Origin of the sequence: Georgfuchsia toluolica, assembly GCF_907163265.1 — a bacterium.
GTDB classification, from domain to species: Bacteria; Pseudomonadota; Gammaproteobacteria; order Burkholderiales; family Rhodocyclaceae; genus Georgfuchsia; species Georgfuchsia toluolica.
Genome location: NZ_CAJQUM010000001.1, coordinates 372,665 through 392,285, shown reverse-complemented (window position 1 = coordinate 392,285; position 19,621 = coordinate 372,665). Strand labels below are relative to the sequence as shown.

14 protein-coding genes are annotated in these 19,621 nt (G+C 60.0%); 12 read left to right on the top strand and 2 right to left on the bottom strand.

Annotated features, from left to right (window positions below; all coding sequences use genetic code 11):
* Nucleotides 1-336 precede the first annotated feature (336 nt).
* Nucleotides 337-4,695 carry a PAS domain S-box protein gene (locus K5E80_RS01805; RefSeq protein ID WP_220634544.1) on the top strand — a complete coding sequence of 1,453 codons (4,359 nt, stop codon included), beginning with the start codon at nucleotides 337-339 and terminating at the stop codon, nucleotides 4,693-4,695.
* 320 nt (nucleotides 4,696-5,015) lie between these two features.
* Here the strand turns inward: K5E80_RS01805 and acs are convergent, their stop codons facing one another.
* Nucleotides 5,016-7,004 carry an acetate--CoA ligase gene (gene acs, locus K5E80_RS01800; protein WP_220634543.1) on the bottom strand — a complete coding sequence of 663 codons (1,989 nt, stop codon included), beginning with the start codon at nucleotides 7,002-7,004 and terminating at the stop codon, nucleotides 5,016-5,018.
* Between the two features lie 183 nt (nucleotides 7,005-7,187).
* Here acs and K5E80_RS01795 point away from each other — a divergent pair, with 183 nt between their 5' ends.
* The 6 genes from K5E80_RS01795 (at nucleotide 7,188) to K5E80_RS01770 (ending at nucleotide 12,865) form a co-directional block, all read left to right on the top strand.
* Entirely contained in the window at nucleotides 7,188-7,712 is a 525-nt protein-coding gene (locus K5E80_RS01795; RefSeq protein WP_220634542.1) for a TIGR00645 family protein, read from the top strand.
* 13 nt (nucleotides 7,713-7,725) lie between these two features.
* The gene (locus tag K5E80_RS01790) at nucleotides 7,726-9,315 is read left to right on the top strand and encodes a fumarate hydratase (protein WP_220634541.1); all 1,590 of its coding nucleotides are present in this window, start codon (nucleotides 7,726-7,728) and stop codon (nucleotides 9,313-9,315) included.
* Nucleotides 9,316-9,423: 108 nt separating this feature from the next.
* Nucleotides 9,424-10,209: a glutamate racemase gene (gene murI / locus K5E80_RS01785; protein WP_220634540.1), complete on the top strand. Its 786-nt coding sequence runs from the start codon at nucleotides 9,424-9,426 to the stop codon at nucleotides 10,207-10,209.
* Between the two features lie 312 nt (nucleotides 10,210-10,521).
* Entirely contained in the window at nucleotides 10,522-11,250 is a 729-nt protein-coding gene (gene aat / locus K5E80_RS01780) for a leucyl/phenylalanyl-tRNA--protein transferase (protein WP_220634539.1), read from the top strand.
* A complete protein-coding gene (locus tag K5E80_RS01775; protein ID WP_220634538.1) occupies nucleotides 11,237-11,968 on the top strand; it encodes an arginyltransferase in 732 nt (243 codons plus the stop codon). The genes aat and K5E80_RS01775 overlap by 14 nt, the downstream gene beginning before the upstream one ends.
* A 135-nt stretch (nucleotides 11,969-12,103) precedes the next feature.
* Nucleotides 12,104-12,865, top strand: coding sequence for a slipin family protein (locus K5E80_RS01770; RefSeq protein WP_220634537.1), 762 nt, complete (start codon nucleotides 12,104-12,106; stop codon nucleotides 12,863-12,865).
* Nucleotides 12,866-12,876: 11 nt separating this feature from the next.
* Here K5E80_RS01770 and K5E80_RS01765 read toward each other — a convergent pair whose 3' ends face one another.
* Nucleotides 12,877-13,926 (bottom strand): NfeD family protein, encoded by a 1,050-nt coding sequence (locus K5E80_RS01765; protein ID WP_246590831.1) that lies wholly within the window; start codon nucleotides 13,924-13,926, stop codon nucleotides 12,877-12,879.
* 442 nt (nucleotides 13,927-14,368) lie between these two features.
* Between K5E80_RS01765 and K5E80_RS01760 the strand changes: the two genes are divergently transcribed.
* From K5E80_RS01760 to K5E80_RS01740, 5 genes are read left to right on the top strand one after another with little or no spacing between them, the layout of a single operon-like run.
* Nucleotides 14,369-14,785 carry an SUF system Fe-S cluster assembly regulator gene (locus tag K5E80_RS01760; protein ID WP_220634536.1) on the top strand — a complete coding sequence of 139 codons (417 nt, stop codon included), beginning with the start codon at nucleotides 14,369-14,371 and terminating at the stop codon, nucleotides 14,783-14,785.
* 14 nt (nucleotides 14,786-14,799) lie between these two features.
* Nucleotides 14,800-16,242: a Fe-S cluster assembly protein SufB gene (gene sufB / locus K5E80_RS01755; RefSeq protein WP_220634535.1), complete on the top strand. Its 1,443-nt coding sequence runs from the start codon at nucleotides 14,800-14,802 to the stop codon at nucleotides 16,240-16,242.
* Between the two features lie 11 nt (nucleotides 16,243-16,253).
* Nucleotides 16,254-17,024 (top strand): Fe-S cluster assembly ATPase SufC, encoded by a 771-nt coding sequence (gene sufC, locus K5E80_RS01750; RefSeq protein WP_220634534.1) that lies wholly within the window; start codon nucleotides 16,254-16,256, stop codon nucleotides 17,022-17,024.
* Entirely contained in the window at nucleotides 17,021-18,364 is a 1,344-nt protein-coding gene (gene sufD / locus K5E80_RS01745) for a Fe-S cluster assembly protein SufD (protein ID WP_220634533.1), read from the top strand. Before sufC ends, sufD begins: the two co-directional genes overlap by 4 nt.
* The gene (locus K5E80_RS01740) at nucleotides 18,361-19,611 is read left to right on the top strand and encodes a cysteine desulfurase (RefSeq protein WP_246590830.1); all 1,251 of its coding nucleotides are present in this window, start codon (nucleotides 18,361-18,363) and stop codon (nucleotides 19,609-19,611) included. The genes sufD and K5E80_RS01740 overlap by 4 nt, the downstream gene beginning before the upstream one ends.
* Nucleotides 19,612-19,621 lie beyond the last annotated feature (10 nt).

Genomic DNA, 19,621 nt, shown 5'->3' with positions numbered 1-19,621 from the left:
GCCGTACATTGACGCATGTCAGTAAAACGCCAAACAGCTCATGGGCAATTGTCAATAGCATGCAAATAAAGTAGCCTTTCCGGGTGCGAATTTCCAATGTGTTTATGTCTTTCTGCAACTGAACTGATATATTCATGAGATTCTCCATATCCTATTTTGTATTTTGCCGGGAGTAGCACAGTAATGCCGGATACGGAGTTGCAAGCAGGAAACCGCATTTCAAACGCAATCGCCAGAACGTCGGGCGCGTTTGCCGCGATACTGGGATTTATTGCCCTTGCCGGGTGGATTTTTGATCTTCCTGTGCTAGCCAGCCTCGGACCAGAATGGATTCCGATGGCGCCAAGTTCTGCGCTGTTGCTCATCCTGCTTGGCGCCGCAGTATTCTCTACTGCACGCACATCACCGAATCACACGGCACATTTGATTTGCACCCTGATCGGGTCATCCGCTACCCTGATCGCCTTGCTGTTGTTCGTCCTGTCGTACCAGGGCATGTATCTGGATGCCGAACACCTTGGCTTTGCCATCACCGGAACGGTAGACAGAGCGCCGCTCGGACATATGTCGCCGATCACGGCGCTGTGCTTCCTGCTCGCGGGGTCATCGCTGGTGGCTGTGCTCAGGTCGTTTCCTGATCGCGCCCGATGGGCCATGACAGGTTTTTGGCTTGCCGCCCTTTTGGCGCTGGTCTGCATTATCTTCCTGCTTGCCTATCTGATTGGGACGCCGCTGCTCTATGGCGGTAAGTTCATACCACCTGCGTTGACGTCGATCATCGCTTTGGCGGCGCTCAGCGCAGCCCTGCTGGCTATAGTCCAACCCCAGGCATGGACAGCCGACAGGCAAATCAACGCAGAAACCCGGCGTGCATCGCGTTCCTTCATGCTCGTTTTTTTACTCATGGCGCTTGGCCTGGTCAAGGTCGGCAGTATCTATTATGAACAGGATGCGAAGCTGCAACGCGCCGCTATCGAGCGCGAGTTGTCCGCCGTCGCCGATCTGAAGGTAAGCGAAATCGTGAAGTGGCACGGGGAGCGGCTGGGCGATGCGGCGCTGTTGTATGGGAACCCCGTTTTCGCCGATCTGGTGCGGCGCGCCATCGGCGGCCCGCGCAACGCGCAGGCGCGAGACCAACTGCTCATCTGGCTGCGCCAAATCCAGCAAGCCTTCGGGTACACGGATATCCACCTGATCGACGCGCAGGGTGTTGCGCAGTTCTCGATTCCCGATATTCCGCCCACTGCCTACGAACTCGAAACTGCTCGTAATGCCCTGCTGTCGGTCAAGGTCAGCCTGGATGATTTTCGCTGGGATGAAGATGCACCGGGAAAGGCTCCCCGCCTGACGCTGCTGGTGCCCCTTCTCGACGCTGCGGCCGGCGGCCGGCCCCTGGGCATCGTGATGCTGGAGATCGACCCCGGCAGAGACCTCTATCCCTTGATCGAGCGCTGGCCCACGCAGAGTCCCTCCGCCGAAACGCTGCTGGTACGTCGCGACGGCGACGATGTGCTGTATCTGAATGAACTTCGCTACCGCAAGAACACCACCCTCTCGCTGCGCTACCCACTGACCAGAACCGAAAAACCCGCGGTGAAAGCCGTGCTGGGACAGGAAGGAATAGTCGAAGGAACGGATTTTCGCGGCACGCCGATCATTGCGGTGACACGCAAAGTACCCGGCACGCCATGGTTCCTGATCGTTCGCATGGATAAGAATGAATTTCTGGCATCGATCCAGAGAACCCTGTGGCAGACTGCGAGCCTGATTGCGTTAACGTTACTTTCCGCCGGCATGGCGTTGGGATTTATTGGGCGGCAGCAACGCATGCGCCATTACGCGGAACGAACCCGTGTTGCCGAGGCGCTGGCCTCCAGCGCAGCACGCTATCAGGCAGTCATCCAGACCGCCGCAGATGCCATCGTGACCGCGGACAGTTCGGGAATAATCGTCAATTGGAACACCGGGGCCGAGCGCATGTTCGGCTACGCGGAAACCGAAGTCACGGGGCAGCCGCTGACCCTGTTGATGCCGGAACGGTTCCAGGAGCGGCATCTCGCTGGCATGAGGCGGGTGCAATCCGGCGGCGAGTGGCACGTCATTGGGAAGACCGTTGAGTTAACGGGACGGCGCAAGGACGCCAGCGAATTTCCGCTGGAACTGGCGCTGGCGGAGTGGACTGTGGGAGAGGGCCGGTTTTTCACCGGCAACATCCGCGACATTACCGAGCGCAAGGCAGCCGAGGCGAAAATCTTGCGGCAAACACATCTCTATGCCGCGCTGAGCCAGTGCAACGAAGCCATTGTGCGCTGTACCAGCGAGGAAGAATTGTTCTCGCGAATCTGCCGCATTGCGGTGCAGTTCGGCGGCATGAATATGGCATGGATCGGCATTGTCGATAGCGATATCCTCAAGGTGCGGCCGGCTGCCAGTTTTGGTGATGACGCTGGCTTCCTGAGCAATGTCGTTAGCTCGATGGATGACGATAGCCCCTTTGGGCTTGCTCCGATCGGCACCACCTTTCGCGAAGGCCGGCCGTACTGGTGCCAGGATTTACTCAATAATCCGGTAGCTATGCCATGGCGTGAGTACATCGCGCGACATAAGCTGGCTGCCTCCGCCTCGCTGCCGTTGCACAGGAGCGGTGTCGTCATCGGTGCTTTCGTCCTGTGTTCGAGTGAGGCGAGCGCCTTCGACGAAGAGGCGCGGCAACTGCTGATTGAAATGGCCACGGATATCAGTTTTGCGCTCGACAATTTCGACCGCGAAGTGCAGCGCAATCGGGCGGAACTGGCACTGGTGCGGCAGAAAGACCTCTATGACATGTTGTCCCAGACCAACCAGACGATTGTGCGCATCACGAACCGCGAGGAGCTGTTCCCGGCCGTGTGCCGCATCGCAGTAGAACACGGCCGCTTCCGTTTCGCCTGGATCGGGTTGATCGAGCAGGACGATCCGCGGCTGAAGCCGGTTGCGAGATACGGCGCGGACAATGGCTATATCGATCGACTCAACTTTATCCAGGACAGCGCGAGCCTGCAGAGAAAGGGACTCACCGGGCAGACAATTCTTTCCGGCGCCCACGTGATCAGCAATGACTTCCTCAATGATTCGTCAATGGCACCGTGGCACGAGGCTGCACAGGACGCGGGAGTATGCGCCACGGCCAAGTTCCCGATCCGCCAGGGCAATGCCGTGATCGGCGCCATCAATCTTTACGCCGACGATGTAGGGTTTTTCACTGGAGAACTGGTTGCGACGCTCGACGAGATGGCGGTCGATGTTTCCTTCGCGCTCGACAACTACGCACGCGAGGCTGCACGCAGAAAGGCGGAGGAGGCGCTGCGCGAAGGCGAGGAACATTACCGCCGGCTGTTCGAGGCGAATCCGCACCCGATGTGGGTTTATGACACGACAACCCTGGCCTTCCTCGCAGTAAATGATGCGGCGGTGACGCACTACGGATGGTCGCGCGAGGAGTTTCAGGCCATGACCATCGCGGACATTCGCCCCCCCGAGGATATCCCCTCGCTGCTTGAGCACCTCGCCGCCGACAGGGAGAATCATTTCAGTACTGTCGATAGTTTGAGGCACCGCAAGAAGGACGGCACGCTCATCGATGTCGAGATAGCAACCCATCTCCTCGATTTCGGCGGACAGAGCGCCCGAATTGTTTCCGCATACGACATCACCGAGCGCAAGCGGGCGGAAGATGAATTGCGTGCATCGGAAGAGCGGTTCCGCGGTTTGGTCGAGCAATCGATCGCCGGCATTTACATCATCCAGGATGACAGGTTCGCCTATGTCAATCCGCGCTTCGCCGCGATACGTGGCTTCAATGCGGCGGAAGAATTGATCGGCCAGGACCCGATGACATTGATCGCGGAGAAGGATCGCAGTTCCGTCGAGGAGAATAATCGCCGTCTGTTCGCGGGCGAAAAGCGTGACATCGACTACAGCTTCACGGCGCTGCGCAAGGATGGTTCAAACGTCGAAGTCGGCATACACAGCACTTTGGCAAACTACCGCGGCCGACCCGCGATCATCGGCATGCTGCAGGATATCTCCGAGAAAAAGCACGCCGAGGAAGCAATCCAGCATTACATCGAGCAACTCAAGACCGCGTTCATGAGCACGGTGCAGATAGCAATGACCATGAGCGAGATGCGCGATCCTTATACCGCCGGGCATGAGCGGCGCGTGGCTGAGATCGCGGTTGCGATCGGCGCCGAACTCGGTTTTGACGCGCAGCGGCTGGAAGGATTGCGCGTCGCGGGTTCCCTGCACGACATCGGCAAGATCACCATTCCATCGGAAATCCTTTCCAAGCCCGGGAAACTTAGTGCGCTTGAGTATCAGATGATTCAGGGACATCCCCAGGCTGGTTACGATGTACTGAAGGATGTGGAGTTTCCGTGGCCGGTGGCGCAGGTCGCGCTACAGCACCATGAGCGCGTCGACGGCAGCGGCTATCCGCAGGGACTCAAAGGTGAGGCTATCCTTTTTGAAGCGCGCATCATGGCGGTAGCGGACGTGGTCGAGGCGATGTCCTCGCACCGGCCCTACCGGCCCGGCCTGGGCATCGACAAGGCACTGGCCGAGATCGAGCGCGGGCGCGGAACATCGTACGATCCGGCGGTCGCCGATGCGTGTCTCAAGCTGTGCCGCGAGAAAGACTATAAATTGCCTGCATAGGGTCATGCTTTACTGAAACCCTGCCGAATAATCCTAAAAAAGCAGTTCACCACGGTGACACGGCGGGCACCGCGGGAAAATCAAAAGTTTGCCAATTGGCTTCGTTTCATCTTCATCCGCTGGGTGAGGCGCCGCATGCCTGCCATGCCTTGTGTTTTCGCCGTACCCGCTGTGTCGCCGTGGTTCAAATGAGGTTTTCAGGATAATCTATGCCGTTTGCTTGAGTTGTTCCAGAATTGCCGGATTGTGGCTACGGCCGTCGCTATGCGACTTAACCCGACGATGTCGGGTTAGCCTTCGCCGAAACCCTGCCGAGCAGCTTAAGCCGTTTGCTTAAGCTGCTCAAGAATGGCAGGGTTTTCCAGCGTCGATACATCCTGCGCAATTTCGTCGCCCTTGGCCAGCGAACGCAACAAACGGCGCATGATCTTGCCGGAACGCGTTTTCGGCAGGTTGTCGCCAAAGCGTATGTCCTTGGGCTTGGCCAGTGCGCCAATTTCCTTGGCGACCCAGTTGCGCAGTTCATTGGCCATGCTCAAGGCATCCTCTCCCTCCGGACGCGAGCGCTTGAGCACGACGAAGGCGCAAATCGCCTCGCCTGTCACGTCGTCGGGGCGGCCAACCACTGCCGCTTCCGCCACCAGAGGATTGGAGACCAGCGCCGATTCGATTTCCATGGTGCCGAGGCGGTGACCGGATACGTTCAAGACATCGTCGATGCGGCCCATGATGGTGAAGTAACCCGTCTTCGAGTCGCGTACCGCGCCATCGCCAGCGAGATACAGATTGCGGCCGAGTTCATCGGGGAAATAGGATTTTCGGAAGCGTTCAGGATCGCCCCAGATGGTGCGGATCATTGCTGGCCAGGGCCGGGTGATGACGAGGGACCCACCCTTGCCCCACTCAAGTTCATGTCCGGCCTCATCGACGACCGCTACCTGAACGCCGGGGAAAGGCAGGGTGCATGATCCAGGTACCAGTGGCGTTACTCCGGGCAACGGCGTGATCACATGGCCGCCGGTCTCGGTCTGCCAGAAGGTATCGACAACCGGGCAGCGGCTGCGGCCAACCTCGGTGTAGTACCAGATCCAGGCTTCGGGATTGATCGGTTCGCCGACAGTACCGAGCAGGCGCAGGCTGTCGAGATTGTAGTTGCGCGGGTGGGTCTCGGGATCGGTCTCGGATGCCTTGATCAACGCGCGGATCGCCGTCGGCGCGGTGTAGAAGGTGTTGACCTTGTGCCGATCAATCATTTCCCAGAAACGGCCCGCATTCGGCCAGGTCGGGACGCCTTCGAAGATCAGCGTCGTCGCGCCGCAAACCAGCGGCCCGTAGGCGACATAGGTATGGCCCGTGATCCAGCCGATGTCGGCCGTGCACCAGAACACATCGTCAGGCTTGACGTCGAAAGTCCATAGCATCGTCAGCCGGGCAAAGAGCAGATAGCCGCCTGAACTGTGTTGCACGCCTTTGGGTTTGCCGGTCGAACCCGAGGTATAGAGGATGAACAGGGGATGTTCTGCATCGACCCACTCCGGCTCACAGGTCTCGGATTGTCCGACTTCGAGGTGATGCCACCATTGATCGCGGCCGTGCTCCATGTGGATTTCGGCACCGGTGCGCTGGATCACGATGACCGTGCGAATGGTCGACTTCTTTCCCGCCAGGGCAATACCTTCGTCTACCGTGGCCTTCAAGGGCAGTATTTTGCCGCCGCGGAACTGGCCATCCGCCGTCACCACGGCGACCGCACCGGCGTCGATGATGCGCTCTTCCAGCGATTTCGCCGAGAACCCGCCAAACACGACCGAATGAATCGCGCCGATGCGTGCGCAGGCCTGCATCGCGACGACGCCCTCGATCGACAATGGCAGATAAATGATGACGCGATCGCCCTTCTTGATGCCCTGATCGCGGAGCGCATTGGCGAACTTGCAGACCCGCGCCAGCAGGTCGCGATAATTGATCTGGGTAACGGCACCGTCGTCGCCCTCGAAGATAAAGGCGGTCTTGTCGCCACGCCCGGCATCGACATTGCGGTCCAGACAGTTCCACGAAACATTCAGCTTTCCATCGGCGAACCATTTATAAAAGGGGGCATTGGATTCGTCGAGCACCTGGGTAAAGGGTTCGCGCCACAGCACATGCTGGCGTGCCAGCCGGCCCCAGAAGCCCTCATAGTTGAGCGCGGCTTCTTCGCACAAAGCCTCGTATGCCGCCATGCCGGAAATCGTGGCGTGATGGATAAATTGCTCGGATGGTGGAAACAGACGATGTTCACGCGACACCGACTCGATCGAATTGGACATGCTCATTGCCTCCTTCTTGTTGTCAACGCGATGCGCCGGAGATCCCCGGCCATTCACCACGAACAGATATTACCTCGTTGATTCGTATTATCGTGCCAGACCGCTGACGAACTTTTCACCCGCATCCAGCGATTACACACCCAGTGTAAAATTCAACATTCCTGGCCGCAAAGGAAGTCCCCGGTGAACAGTATCGTCAATCGCATCGAAAGCTTCATTTTCTGGAGCCGCTGGCTACAGGCTCCGCTCTATCTCGGCCTGATTGTCGCCCAGGGGGTCTATGTCTACCAGTTCATGCACGAACTGGTGCTGCTTGTCGGCGGCACAGGCAACCTAAAAGAACACGAGATCATGCTCATCGTGCTCGGTCTGATCGACGTGGTGATGGTCGCCAACCTGCTGGTGATGGTAATCATCGGCGGTTATGAAACCTTCGTCTCGCGCCTCGATCTCGAAAATCACCCGGACCAGCCGGAATGGCTGTCGCATGTCAACGCCGGGGTGCTCAAGGTCAAGCTGGCCACCGCCCTGATCGGCATCTCGTCGATCCACCTGCTCAAGACCTTCATCAACGCCGAACAACTCCCCGATCGGGTCATCATCGCCCAATCGGGTATACATGCAATGTTTCTGATCTCTGCCATTGCCATCGCAATCACCGACCGGATCATGACCAATACGTTGTTGATAACCAAAATCGAACATTAATCCTCCTATTATCATGACTACCATCAAGCAGGAAGACCTGATCCAGTCCATCGCCGACGCTTTCCAATACATCAGCTATTACCATCCCGTCGACTACATCAAGGCGCTGGGCGAGGCCTACGAACGCGAGGAGTCTCCCGCCGCAAAGGACGCCATCGCGCAGATCATCACCAACTCGCGCATGTGCGCCGAAGGGCATCGCCCCCTCTGCCAGGACACCGGCATCGCCCTGGTGTTTCTCAAAATCGGCATGAACGTGCGCTGGGATGCCAAAATGGGCATCCAGCAAATGATTGACGAGGGCGTGCGCCGCGCTTACACCAACCCGGACAATCCCCTGCGGGCATCCGTATTGTCCGACCCTGCCGGCGCGCGCAAGAACACCAGGGACAACACGCCGGCCGTGGTGCATTACGAAATCGTTCCCGGCGATCATGTCGAAGTCATCTGTGCGGCCAAGGGCGGTGGCTCGGAAGCAAAATCGAAGTTCGCCGTACTCAACCCCTCCGACAATCTGGTCGACTGGGTATTGAAGATGCTGCCGGCCATGGGTGCCGGCTGGTGCCCGCCGGGCATCCTCGGCATCGGCATCGGCGGTACGCCGGAAAAGGCCCTGCTGCTGGCGAAGGAAGCGATCATGGCGCCGGTCAATATCCATGAACTCAAGGAAAAAGCGGCGCGCGGAGAAATACTCGTGCGCACAGAAGAACTGCGCCTCGAACTCTACAGCAAAATCAATTCACTTGGCATCGGCGCGCAGGGGTTGGGCGGCCTCACCACGGTGCTCGACGTGAAAGTGCTCGACTATCCCTGCCATGCCGCCAACCTGCCGGTGGCGCTGATCCCGAACTGTGCCGCGACACGCCATATCCATTTTCATCTCAACGGTTCCGGCCCGGCGAAGCTGGCGCCACCGAAGCTCGCCGACTGGCCGCAGGTCACCTGGACCGCGGACACGAAATCCGCCACCTCGGTCAACCTCGATACGCTCACCCGCGAACAAGTGGCGGCATGGAAGCCAGGCCAGAAACTGCTCCTGAACGGCAAGATGCTGACTGGCCGCGATGCCGCGCACAAGCGCATCGCCGACATGCTGGCGAAAGGAGAAAAGCTGCCGGTCGACTTCACCAACCGCGTAATCTATTACGTCGGCCCGGTCGACCCGGTACGCGACGAAGTGGTCGGCCCCGCCGGCCCCACCACTGCGACGCGCATGGACAAGTTCACGCGCATAATGCTGGAACAGACCGGCCTCATTTCAATGGTCGGCAAGTCGGAACGCGGCCCGGTCGCCATCGAAGCGATCAAGGACAACAAGTCGGCCTATCTGATGGCTGTCGGCGGCGCCGCCTATCTGGTGGCCAAGGCCATCAAGTCGGCAAAAGTGGTCTGCTTCGCCGATCTTGGCATGGAAGCTGTTTACGAGTTCGATGTGAAGGATATGCCGGTAACTGTCGCCGTCGATTCTTCCGGTACTTCGGTGCACCAGACCGGACCGCATGAGTGGATGATGAAGATCGGCAAAATTCCGCTCTCGGCCATCGGCGGCCATCACCACCAGGACCAGACGAAAACCGAAGATATTCCAATAGCTTTTTCTTGAATTCAAAACCTTTAGCCACAGAGTTCACAGAGGACACGGAGAAAGGCAAGAACTTTGATGGTTTTCTTCTGTGAACTCTGTGTCCTCTGTGGCAAATAGCTTTTCTCCATGATCGGCATCTTCGACTCCGGTCTCGGTGGACTTTCGGTGTTGGCCGCCATCGCGCGCGCATTGCCGCAGGCGGATCTCGTCTACTTTGCCGACACCGCCCATGTTCCCTACGGCTCCAGGAGCGACGAGTTCATCCGCAGTCGCGTGCTCGCCATCGGCGGACATCTGGCGGCAATGCGCTGCGATGTCATTGTCGTGGCCTGCAATACCGCCACGGCGGCGGCAGTCTCAGCGCTGCGCAGTCAGCATGCTGACATCCCGATCGTCGGCGTCGAGCCTGGCGTCAAGCCTGCCGTGGCGGCCTCGAAAAGCCGGCACATCGCCGTTCTCGCCACCGAATCGACGGCTAGGAGCGAACGCCTGGCGCGCCTCATCCGCGATCATGCGGATTCGGTCAATGTCCATATCGAGCCCTGTCCCGGCTGGGCGACGCGGGTGGAGCGGCTGCATCTCGACGATCCCGTTTTCATGGCGGAAGCCGCCGCGAAAATCCTGCCGCTGCTGGAACGCGGCATCGACCAACTGGTACTGGGCTGCACGCACTATTCATTTCTGGCGCCCGTGCTGAAACCGCTGTTGTCGTCACGCGCGGAACTGGTCGATGTTGCTGACGCCGTGGCACAACAAGTCTCACGACTTGCCATGCGACCGAACGCAGGCGATGCGCGACTCCTGCTTTTCGCCAGCGCCAACGCGGAAGACCTGCAAGCTGCCCTGCCTCGGCTCGGCCTCGATTGGTTAACGCCGCGCATCGCCCACCCAGCACAAAATCTTGTGTTGTGACTGTCATGTCAAACTTGGTAATAAATTGCGAGCGAAGCGAGCCTGAAAGTCACCTCTGTGGGCCTACGGCCCATCCCTTGCTGCGCTCGGCACCGCCGCTGCGCGGCGTCTTGCGCCCTTCGGGCTTGTCCCGTGAGGAGGGCGAAAACGGGGTTTCGCAAAGCACTGCTTTGCGCCGCCGCAGCGGGCCGGCTGTGCAAAGCCCGCCCCGGGTGGATGGGAGGGGGCGGGTGTTACTGCTGCTTTTCCGGCCAGGCAATGACGCCCTTATGGAAGTCACATCTGTTTGGTTCCAGGCTTGGCCGGTTTAGCATGATCCCCTGGCTTGGCGCTGAAATCGCCTTCCCGCCCGTAATCAAGGCATTGGCCGATCCACCGGGACTGCTGGCCGCGGGCGGCGACCTCTCGCCACAGAGGCTGCTCGCGGCTTACCACCACGGCATCTTTCCCTGGTATTCGCCGGGCGATCCGATCCTGTGGTGGAGCCCCGATCCGCGCATGGTGCTGCATCCCAACGAACTGAAAATTTCGCGCTCGCTGGCGCGCACACTGCGCAATGCCGATTACGAGGTACGGCTCGACAGCGCCTGCGGCGAGGTCATCCATGCCTGTGCCACGGCGCCGCGCCGGGGCCAGCATGGCACCTGGATCACCGCGGAAATGCAGCAAGCGTATCTACGCCTGCATCAACTCGGCTACGCGCACAGCGTCGAGACCTGGATTGATGGCCGCCTGGCGGGCGGCCTCTATGGCGTCGCCCTGGGCCGCGCCTTCTTCGGCGAATCGATGTTCAGTTGTGTCAACGACGCATCAAAAATCGCGCTCGCCCACCTCTGCATATATCTGCAGCGGCGCGATTTCGGCATAATAGATTGCCAAATGGAAACCACCCATCTCACCTCGCTCGGCGCCCACCCGATTCCCCGCCGCGACTTCATTGTCGTGCTGGCAACGCTTGTCGACAGCGGCGCTGCGCCGGGACCGTGGCCTACCGATGGAATACGCGACTGCTTTCGCAAGGAACAGCATGGCATTGCTTAACGACCTGCCGCTATTCCCGCTGCTGCAGTTTTATGCAACGGCCCCCTACGGCTGCTCCTATCTGCCCGGCCGCATCGCAAGGTCGCAAGTCGCGACGCCGACCCACCTGATCGACGAGGACACCTACGGCCAACTGGTGCGCGCCGGCTTCCGCCGCAGCGGCGTGTTCACCTACCGGCCGCATTGCGGCGCCTGTCACGAATGCCAGCCGGCGCGCGTGCCGGTGGAGAGCTTTCGTCCCAACCGCACCCAGCGCCGCACGCTGCAGCGCCACGCCAATCTGAAAGCGGACGAGCGCTCGATGATCTTTCGCGAAGAACACTATCAGCTCTACCAGCGCTACCAGGCGGTGCGCCATCAGGGCGGCGGCATGGATCAGGACAACCGCGATCAGTACGCCCATTTCCTGCTGCAAAGCCACGTCAATAGCCGCCTGATCGAGTTCCGCGAAAACGGCGAACTGCGCATGGTCAGCATCATCGACCTCCTGAGCGATGGCCTCTCCTCCGTCTATACCTTCTACGATCCGGATCTGCCGAACGCGAGCCTGGGCACCTATTCGATCCTGTGGCAGATCGGGCAATGCCAACACCTGCATCTGCCCTATCTGTATCTGGGCTACTGGATCAAGGGCAGCCGCAAGATGGCCTACAAGGTCAATTTCCAGCCGCTCGAAGTATTGAAGCAGGGCCAATGGCGTCTGCTAGGCGAAACCTGAACCGAAATCGACTCAGACAATGACCGGTGCGGGCTAACTGGTTAATTTTGCGCGGGCATCTATAATTGATAGGCATAGGCGGATCGCGTTCTTGAAATAGTTGCACCGAAGCGATCCGACGAAAGGAGACCCGAAATGTTCTCTGAATTCGATTTGTTTGCGCTCTTTGCGGTGTTTGTGGTAATCGCCTTCCTGGCTTCCGCAATCCGGATTTTTCGCGAGTATGAGCGTGGCGTCGTGTTCACCCTGGGGCGCTTCTGGATGGTGAAAGGGCCGGGACTGGTCATCATCATCCCGGCCGTGCAGCAAGTAGTGAGAGTGGACCTTCGCACCGTGGTACTTGAAGTGCCGACCCAGGATGTGATCTCGCGCGACAACGTGTCGGTGAAAGTCAGCGCCGTGGTGTATTTCCGCATCGTCGATCCCCAAAAGGCGATCATCCAGGTGGAGGATTACCTCAATGCCACCAGTCAATTGGCGCAGACCATGCTGCGCTCGGTGCTGGGCAAGCACAGTCTGGACGATATGCTGGCGGAGCGGGAGAAACTGAATCAGGACATTCGGGAATCCCTCGATGCGCAAACCGATTCGTGGGGAATCAAGGTTGCCAACGTCGAAATCAAGCAGGTCGACCTCACCGAATCCATGATCCGGGCCATTGCCAGACAGGCAGAAGCGGAACGCGAGCGGCGCGCCAAGGTGATCCATGCCGAGGGCGAATTGCAGGCTGCGGAAAAACTGTTCGAAGCCGCCAAAATCCTGGCGCAGGAGCCGCAGGCGATCCAGTTGCGTTATCTGGAAACCCTGACGGTGATCGGCGCCGACAAGAACACGACCATCGTCTTTCCCCTGCCGATGGATCTGGTAAAACCTTTCCTTGACAGACCCAAGCCCTGACGTTGCGTCATTCAATCAGATTCCGGAACCACCTCAAGCACCAGGTCGAGCATCCGCACCACGCGTACCCGCTGGTCTGCCTTGAGTGGAACATGACTGCGTATCCGCCAGACTTCGCCGTGAATACGTGCCCAACCGTTGCCGGCGCAATCTTCCACTACCTCGCCGATACTGCCGATCAGTTCTTCGCGTCCACTCACCACCGGCAGTCGCCGCGCCTTGAGCGCCATGCCGACCATGGTCGCCAGTAAGCCGAGGCTTGCCGCGGCGAATCCGCCAATCAGCCCCCAAGGGATGCCATGAGCCACCGCATCGGTATCGATCAATATCACCGATCCGATCACGAAAGCGATCACCCCACCGATGGCGAGCGACCCATAAACAGGGAAAAACACTTCCGCCACCATGAAGCCAATACCCAGTACGATCAATGCCAGCCCGGCGTAGTTCACTGGTAGCAGGTGGAACGCATATAGCGCAATCAGTATGCAGATCGTGCCGGCGACGCCGGGCAACATCAGGCCCGGGTTGGTCAGTTCAAACACGATTGCATAGAGCCCGACCAGCAGCAGTATGTAGGCGATGCTGGGTTCGGTGATGATGGACAGGAATCTGGTGCGCCAGTCCTGCGCCAACGTCTCGACTGTCGCCGAGCCGGTGTCGAGCTTGTGTTCCCTGCCTGCTGCGACGATCTTGCGCCCGTTCAACTGCTTCAGCAGATCCGGTACGTCAGCGGCGATCAGATTGATCACGTTCAACTTGAGCGCTTCCGCGGCAGAGAGGCTGGCCGCGTCGAGCACGGCGCGCTCCGCCCATTCGGCATTGCGGCCGCGCATCTGCGCCAAACTGCGAATATAGGCTGCGGCATCGTGTACCTGTTTGCGCGCCAGGGTGCTGGACAGGTCGAGTGGTTCATTGTCATCGGACTTCGCGCCATCTGCATCTGATTTTCCGTCAGGTTTCTTTTTGTCCGCTTTTTCATCCTTGCTCTTGCCCACCACATCGGGCATGCCGCCGATCTGGATCGGCGTCGCCGCGCCCAGGTTGGTGGCTGGCGCCATGGCGGCGATATGGCTGGCATAGAGGATATAGGTGCCGGCGCTGGCGGCACGCGCCCCACTTGGGCAACATAGGTCGCCACCGGAATCGGCGCGGCAATAATGTCCTGGATGATGTCGCGCATCGAGGTATCGAGTCCGCCCGGCGTATCCATCTCCAGCACCACCAGTTGCGCTTGCGCCCCAGCGGCGCGCGCCAGGCCGCGATGGACGTAATCCGCCGTCGCCGGACCGATCGCTCCGTTGATGACGAGGACAAGCACCGTTGCGGCCTTGGCCCAGGCGCAGTTGGGCCACAGTAACCCTGTCAGCAACAGCATTATTCCGCAGCGCATGGGAAGCCTTCCATGGCGTATTGACATTTCCCACTATAGGTCGCTTCAGCATCAAGCGGAACTATATTGGACCAAAATAGGTCTATATTGAGACCAAGGAGTTATTACTTATGTTGCGACTGAGCAAACTGACCGACTACAGCACCGTGATCCTGTCCTACATGGCGAAGAAACCTGAAGATATTTACAGCGTGGCCCGGATGGCCGCGGCACTCGGGATAGCGGCACCTTCCGCCAGCAAGATTCTGAAGATACTGGCGCGGCGTGGGCTGGTGCAGTCGCGGCGGGGAACAAATGGCGGTTACCTGCTGGCGCGCCCCCCGGAACAGATCTCCATCGCCGAAGTGATCGACGCCATGGAAGGTCCGCTCGGCGTCACCGAATGCGTGGTGGGGAAAGATTTGTGCGCTCGGGAAGCCGGATGCTCGATACGTAACAACTGGCGCCAACTCAACAACGTGATTCGCCAAACTCTGGATGGGGTAACGCTGGCCGACATGAACCGGTCGCCTGGCGGACGCCGATAAGCGAGGAAAGGCAAATGGGCAATTTCAATCTCGACGAATTCATCAGCCAGGATTACCAGCAGGGCTTCTTCACCACGCTGGAAACCGATACCATGCCGCGCGGACTCAGCGAAGACGCGGTGCGCCTGATTTCGGCCAAGAAGAATGAGCCGGAGTTCATGCTGGAATGGCGGCTCAAGGCCTATCGCCACTGGCTCACCACGAGCGAGCCGAACTGGTCGACAGTGCGGCATCCGCCGATCGCTTATCAGGACATTTCCTACTACTCCGCTCCCAGGTCGAACAAGGACGGGCCGAAGAGCCTCGCTGAAGTCGATCCCGAACTGTTGCGCACTTACGAAAAACTCGGCGTGCCGCTGAAGGAGCGCGAATTGCTCGCCGGCGTCGCGGTGGATGCGGTGTTCGACAGCGTTTCGGTGGCCACCACTTTCAAGGATAAGCTCGGCGCGCTCGGCATCATTTTCTGCTCCTTCTCCGAAGCCGTGCAGGAGCATGCGGAACTGGTGCGGCAATACCTCGGTTCGGTAGTGCCCTACACCGACAACTATTTCGCCACGCTCAACTCGGCAGTATTTTCCGACGGATCATTCTGCTACATCCCGCCCGGCGTGCGCTGCCCGATGGAGCTGTCGACCTATTTCCGCATCAATGCGCAGAACACCGGACAGTTCGAGCGCACGCTGATCATCGCCGACAAGGGCAGCTACGTGAGCTATCTCGAAGGCTGCACCGCGCCGATGCGCGATGAAAACCAGTTGCATGCTGCGGTGGTGGAACTGATCGCGCTGGAGGGTGCGCAGATCAAGTACGCGACGGTGCAGAACTGGTATCCCGGCGACAAGGAGGGCAAAGGCGGCATCTACAACTTCGTCACCAAGCGCGGCGATTGCCGCGGCGCCAATTCGAAAATCTCGTGGACACAAGTGGAAACCGGCTCGGCGATCACCTGGAAATATCCCAGCGTAATTCTGCAGGGCGACAACGCGGTGGGCGAGTTCCGCTCGGTGGCGCTGACCAACAACTACCAGCAGGCCGACACCGGCACCAAGATGATCCATCTCGGCCGCAACACGAAGAGCACCATCATCTCCAAGGGCATCTCGGCCGGCCACGGCCACAACGCCTATCGCGGACTGGTGAAAGTGGCAAAGAGCGCCGCTGGCGCACGCAACTACTCGCAGTGCGACTCGCTGCTGCTGGGTAATAAATGCGCGGCGCATACCTTCCCCTATATCGAGGTGAAGAACCCCACTGCCCGCGTCGAGCACGAGGCCACCACCTCGCGCATCGGAGAGGACCAGTTGTTCTACTGCCAGAGCCGCGGCATCTCCGCCGAGGACGCGGTGACCATGATCGTGAACGGCTTCTGCAAGGAAGTCTTCAAGGAACTGCCGATGGAATTCGCCGTCGAAGCGCAGAAGCTGCTCGGCGTCAGCCTGGAAGGCAGTATCGGATAACGAGGTAAATCATGCTTGAGATCAGGAACCTTCACGTCAGCATCGACAACAAACCCATCCTGCGCGGCATCGATCTCACGGTAAAGGCCGGCGAGGTGCATGCCGTGATGGGACCCAACGGCTCCGGCAAAAGCACCCTGGCCCAGGTTCTGGCGGGCCGCGACAACTATGTCGTGACCGCGGGCGAAGTGCGCTATCTGGGCCACGACCTGCTCACTCTGGCGCCCGAAGAGCGCGCCCGCGAAGGCGTCTTTCTCGCTTTCCAGTATCCGGTGGAAATTCCCGGCGTGGCCAACATCTATCTGCTCAAGGCCGCCTTGAATGCGCTGCGCAAGCATCGTGGCGAAGCGGAACTGGATGCCGTGGATTTCCTGGCCCTGGTCCGGGACAAGCTCGAATTCATGGGCATGGATGAAGCATTGCTCTATCGCCCGGTGAATCAGGGCTTCTCCGGCGGCGAGAAGAAACGCAACGAGATCCTGCAAATGGCGGTGATGCAACCGCGGCTCGCGATCCTCGACGAAACCGACTCCGGCCTCGACATCGACGCCCTCAAGGTGGTTGCCGATGGCATACAGAGCATGCGCAGCCCGGATCGCGCCATCATCCTGGTGACGCATTACCAGCGCCTGCTCAACTACATCGTGCCGGATCGGGTGCATGTCTTGTCGCAGGGCCGCATCGCCCTGTCGGGCGGACCTGGCCTCGCACTGGAACTGGAACAGCATGGCTATGGCTGGGTTGATGCCGACAAGGACAGCCGGATAGGAGCCGCGCCATGAATGTCACTGCAACCGGCCATTACCTGGACGAGTTCAGCCGCGCCAAGGCCGCCCTGCCCGGCTCACGCTTGCCTTGGCTTGCCGGCATCCGCACGGAAGCCATGGAGGAGTTCCACACCCGCGGCTTTCCGACGCTGCGCGACGAGGACTGGAAATACACCAGCGTCGCGCGCATCGAACAGGGCCGTTTTTCGCTGCTGTCTGATGTCACGCCGCCGGTCATGACCAAAGGAAATCCCCGTGGGACGACACAGCAGATCGAAGCCCTGGCCTTGCCCGAGGCACAGTTGCTGGTCTTCGTCGATGGCCGCCACATGCCAACGCTTTCGCGCATCAATGCCTTGCCCATGGGCATCACTATTGCCAGCATTGCCGACCTGCTGGCGCGCGAACCGGAAACCCTGCACACCCTGCTCGCGCGGCAAAGCCGCGACTACTCGTCCGGCTTTGCCGCGCTCAATGCCGCCTGCATGATTGACGGCAGCTATCTGTATCTGGCGCAAGACACGGTGCTCGATGCGCCGCTGCATTTGCTGTTTGTCGCCACACAGGACAATTTGGCCACTCATGTGCGCAACTTCGTCGTAGCCGAGGCGAACAGCCGCGCCTGCATCGTCGAGCATCACGTCGCGCTGGGTGCGCCCAGGTATTTCACCAATATCGCGACCGATATCGTAGCCGGACGCGGCGCCAGCATCGAGCACCACAAACTGCAGGAAGAAAGCGCCAAGGCCTTTCATATTGCCGCGACCAACGCCTGTCTGTCGCAGGACAGCCATTTCGTCTCTGCTTCGTATGCCTTCGGCGGCGCGCTGGCGCGCATCGACATCAGCGTCGCGCTCGACGGTGAAGGCGCCGAATGCTCGCTCGCCGGACTGTACATGGGCGACGGCCGCCAGCATGTCGATCACCACACCAGCATCAACCACAACCGGCCACGCGGCACCAGCCGCGAGTTCTACAAGGGCGTGCTCTCCGGCGCAGCGCGCGCCGTGTTCAATGGCAAGGTGATCGTCCATCCCGGCGCGCAGCACAGCGACGCATTGCAGACCAACCACAACCTGCTGCTGTCAGAGCAGGCCGAGGTCGACACCAAGCCCCAGCTCGAAATCTGGGCCGACGACGTCAAGTGCAGCCACGGTGCCACAGTGGGCCAGCTCGATGACAATCAGATTTTTTATCTGCGCTCGCGCGGTATGGACGATGCGGCGGCGCGCGCTCTGCTGACTTATGCCTTCGCCGCCGAGTTGACTAACCGCGTCGCCCTGGCACCACTGCGTGCCAAACTCGAGCGCTTGCTGCGCGAGCGGCTGCCGCAATCAAGCGGGATGCTGTCATGAATGATCCATCTACAATGCTGCAGGCTGCGCCGCCCTTTGACGTGGAACGGGTGCGGCGCGATTTCCCCATTCTCGGCCGCCGCGTGTATGACAAGCCGCTGGTCTATCTCGACAACGCCGCCACCAGCCAGAAACCGCGCAGCGTCATCGACTGCGAGTCGCACTACTACGAGGAGTACAACGCCAACATCCATCGCGGCCTGCATCGCCTGAGCCAGGAGGCTACCGACGCCTACGAAGCCGCGCGCGACTACATCCAGCGCTTTCTCAATGCCGCACGGCGCGAAGAAATCGTGTTCGTGCGCGGCACTACCGAAGCCATCAACCTGGTAGCGGCGAGCTACGGCCAGCGCCTGCAACCGGGTGACGAAATCCTGATCACGGCGATGGAACACCATTCCAATATCGTGCCCTGGCAACTGCTGTGTGAACGCAGCGGTGCGGCATTGCGCGTGGTGCCGATCGACGACCGCGGCGAGCTGATGCCGGATGCATTCGAGCACCGGCTCGGCCGGCGCACCAGGCTGGTCGCCATAACCCATCTATCGAATGCACTGGGAACGATCAACCCGGTCAAGCGCCTGATCGCCCAGGCGCATGCCAGCGGCGCCGTGGTGCTGGTCGATGGCGCCCAGGCCGTGCCGCATCTCAAGGTGGACGTGCAGGATCTCGATTGCGATTTCTACGCCTTTTCGGGGCACAAGATCTACGGCCCCACCGGCATCGGCGTGCTCTATGGCAAGGCGGCACTGCTCAACGCCATGCCGCCCTGGCAAGGCGGCGGCGACATGATCAAGCAGGTCACTTTCGCCAGGACCACCTACAACGACCTGCCCTACAAATTCGAGGCCGGCACGCCCAATATCGCCGGCGGCATCGCGCTCGGCGCCGCCATGGCCTATCTCGATGCGCTGGGGCTGGAACACGTCGCGGCCCACGAGCACGACCTGCTCGCCTATGCCACCGGGTTGGCGACTGCAATACCCGGTCTGCGCCTGATCGGCACCGCGGCCGACAAGACGGGCATTCTCTCCTTCGTCCTCGACGGCGTGCATGCGCACGATGTCGGCACCATCCTCGACCTCGAAGGCGTGGCGGTACGCAGCGGCCACCATTGCGCCATGCCGGTAATGGTGCATTTCGGCGTGCCGGCCACGGTGCGCGCTTCGTTCGCGCTGTACAACACGCGGCATGAAGTCGATGCGCTGTTCGCCGCGCTGGCCAAGGTACGCGAGGTGTTTACATGACCCAAGCCAG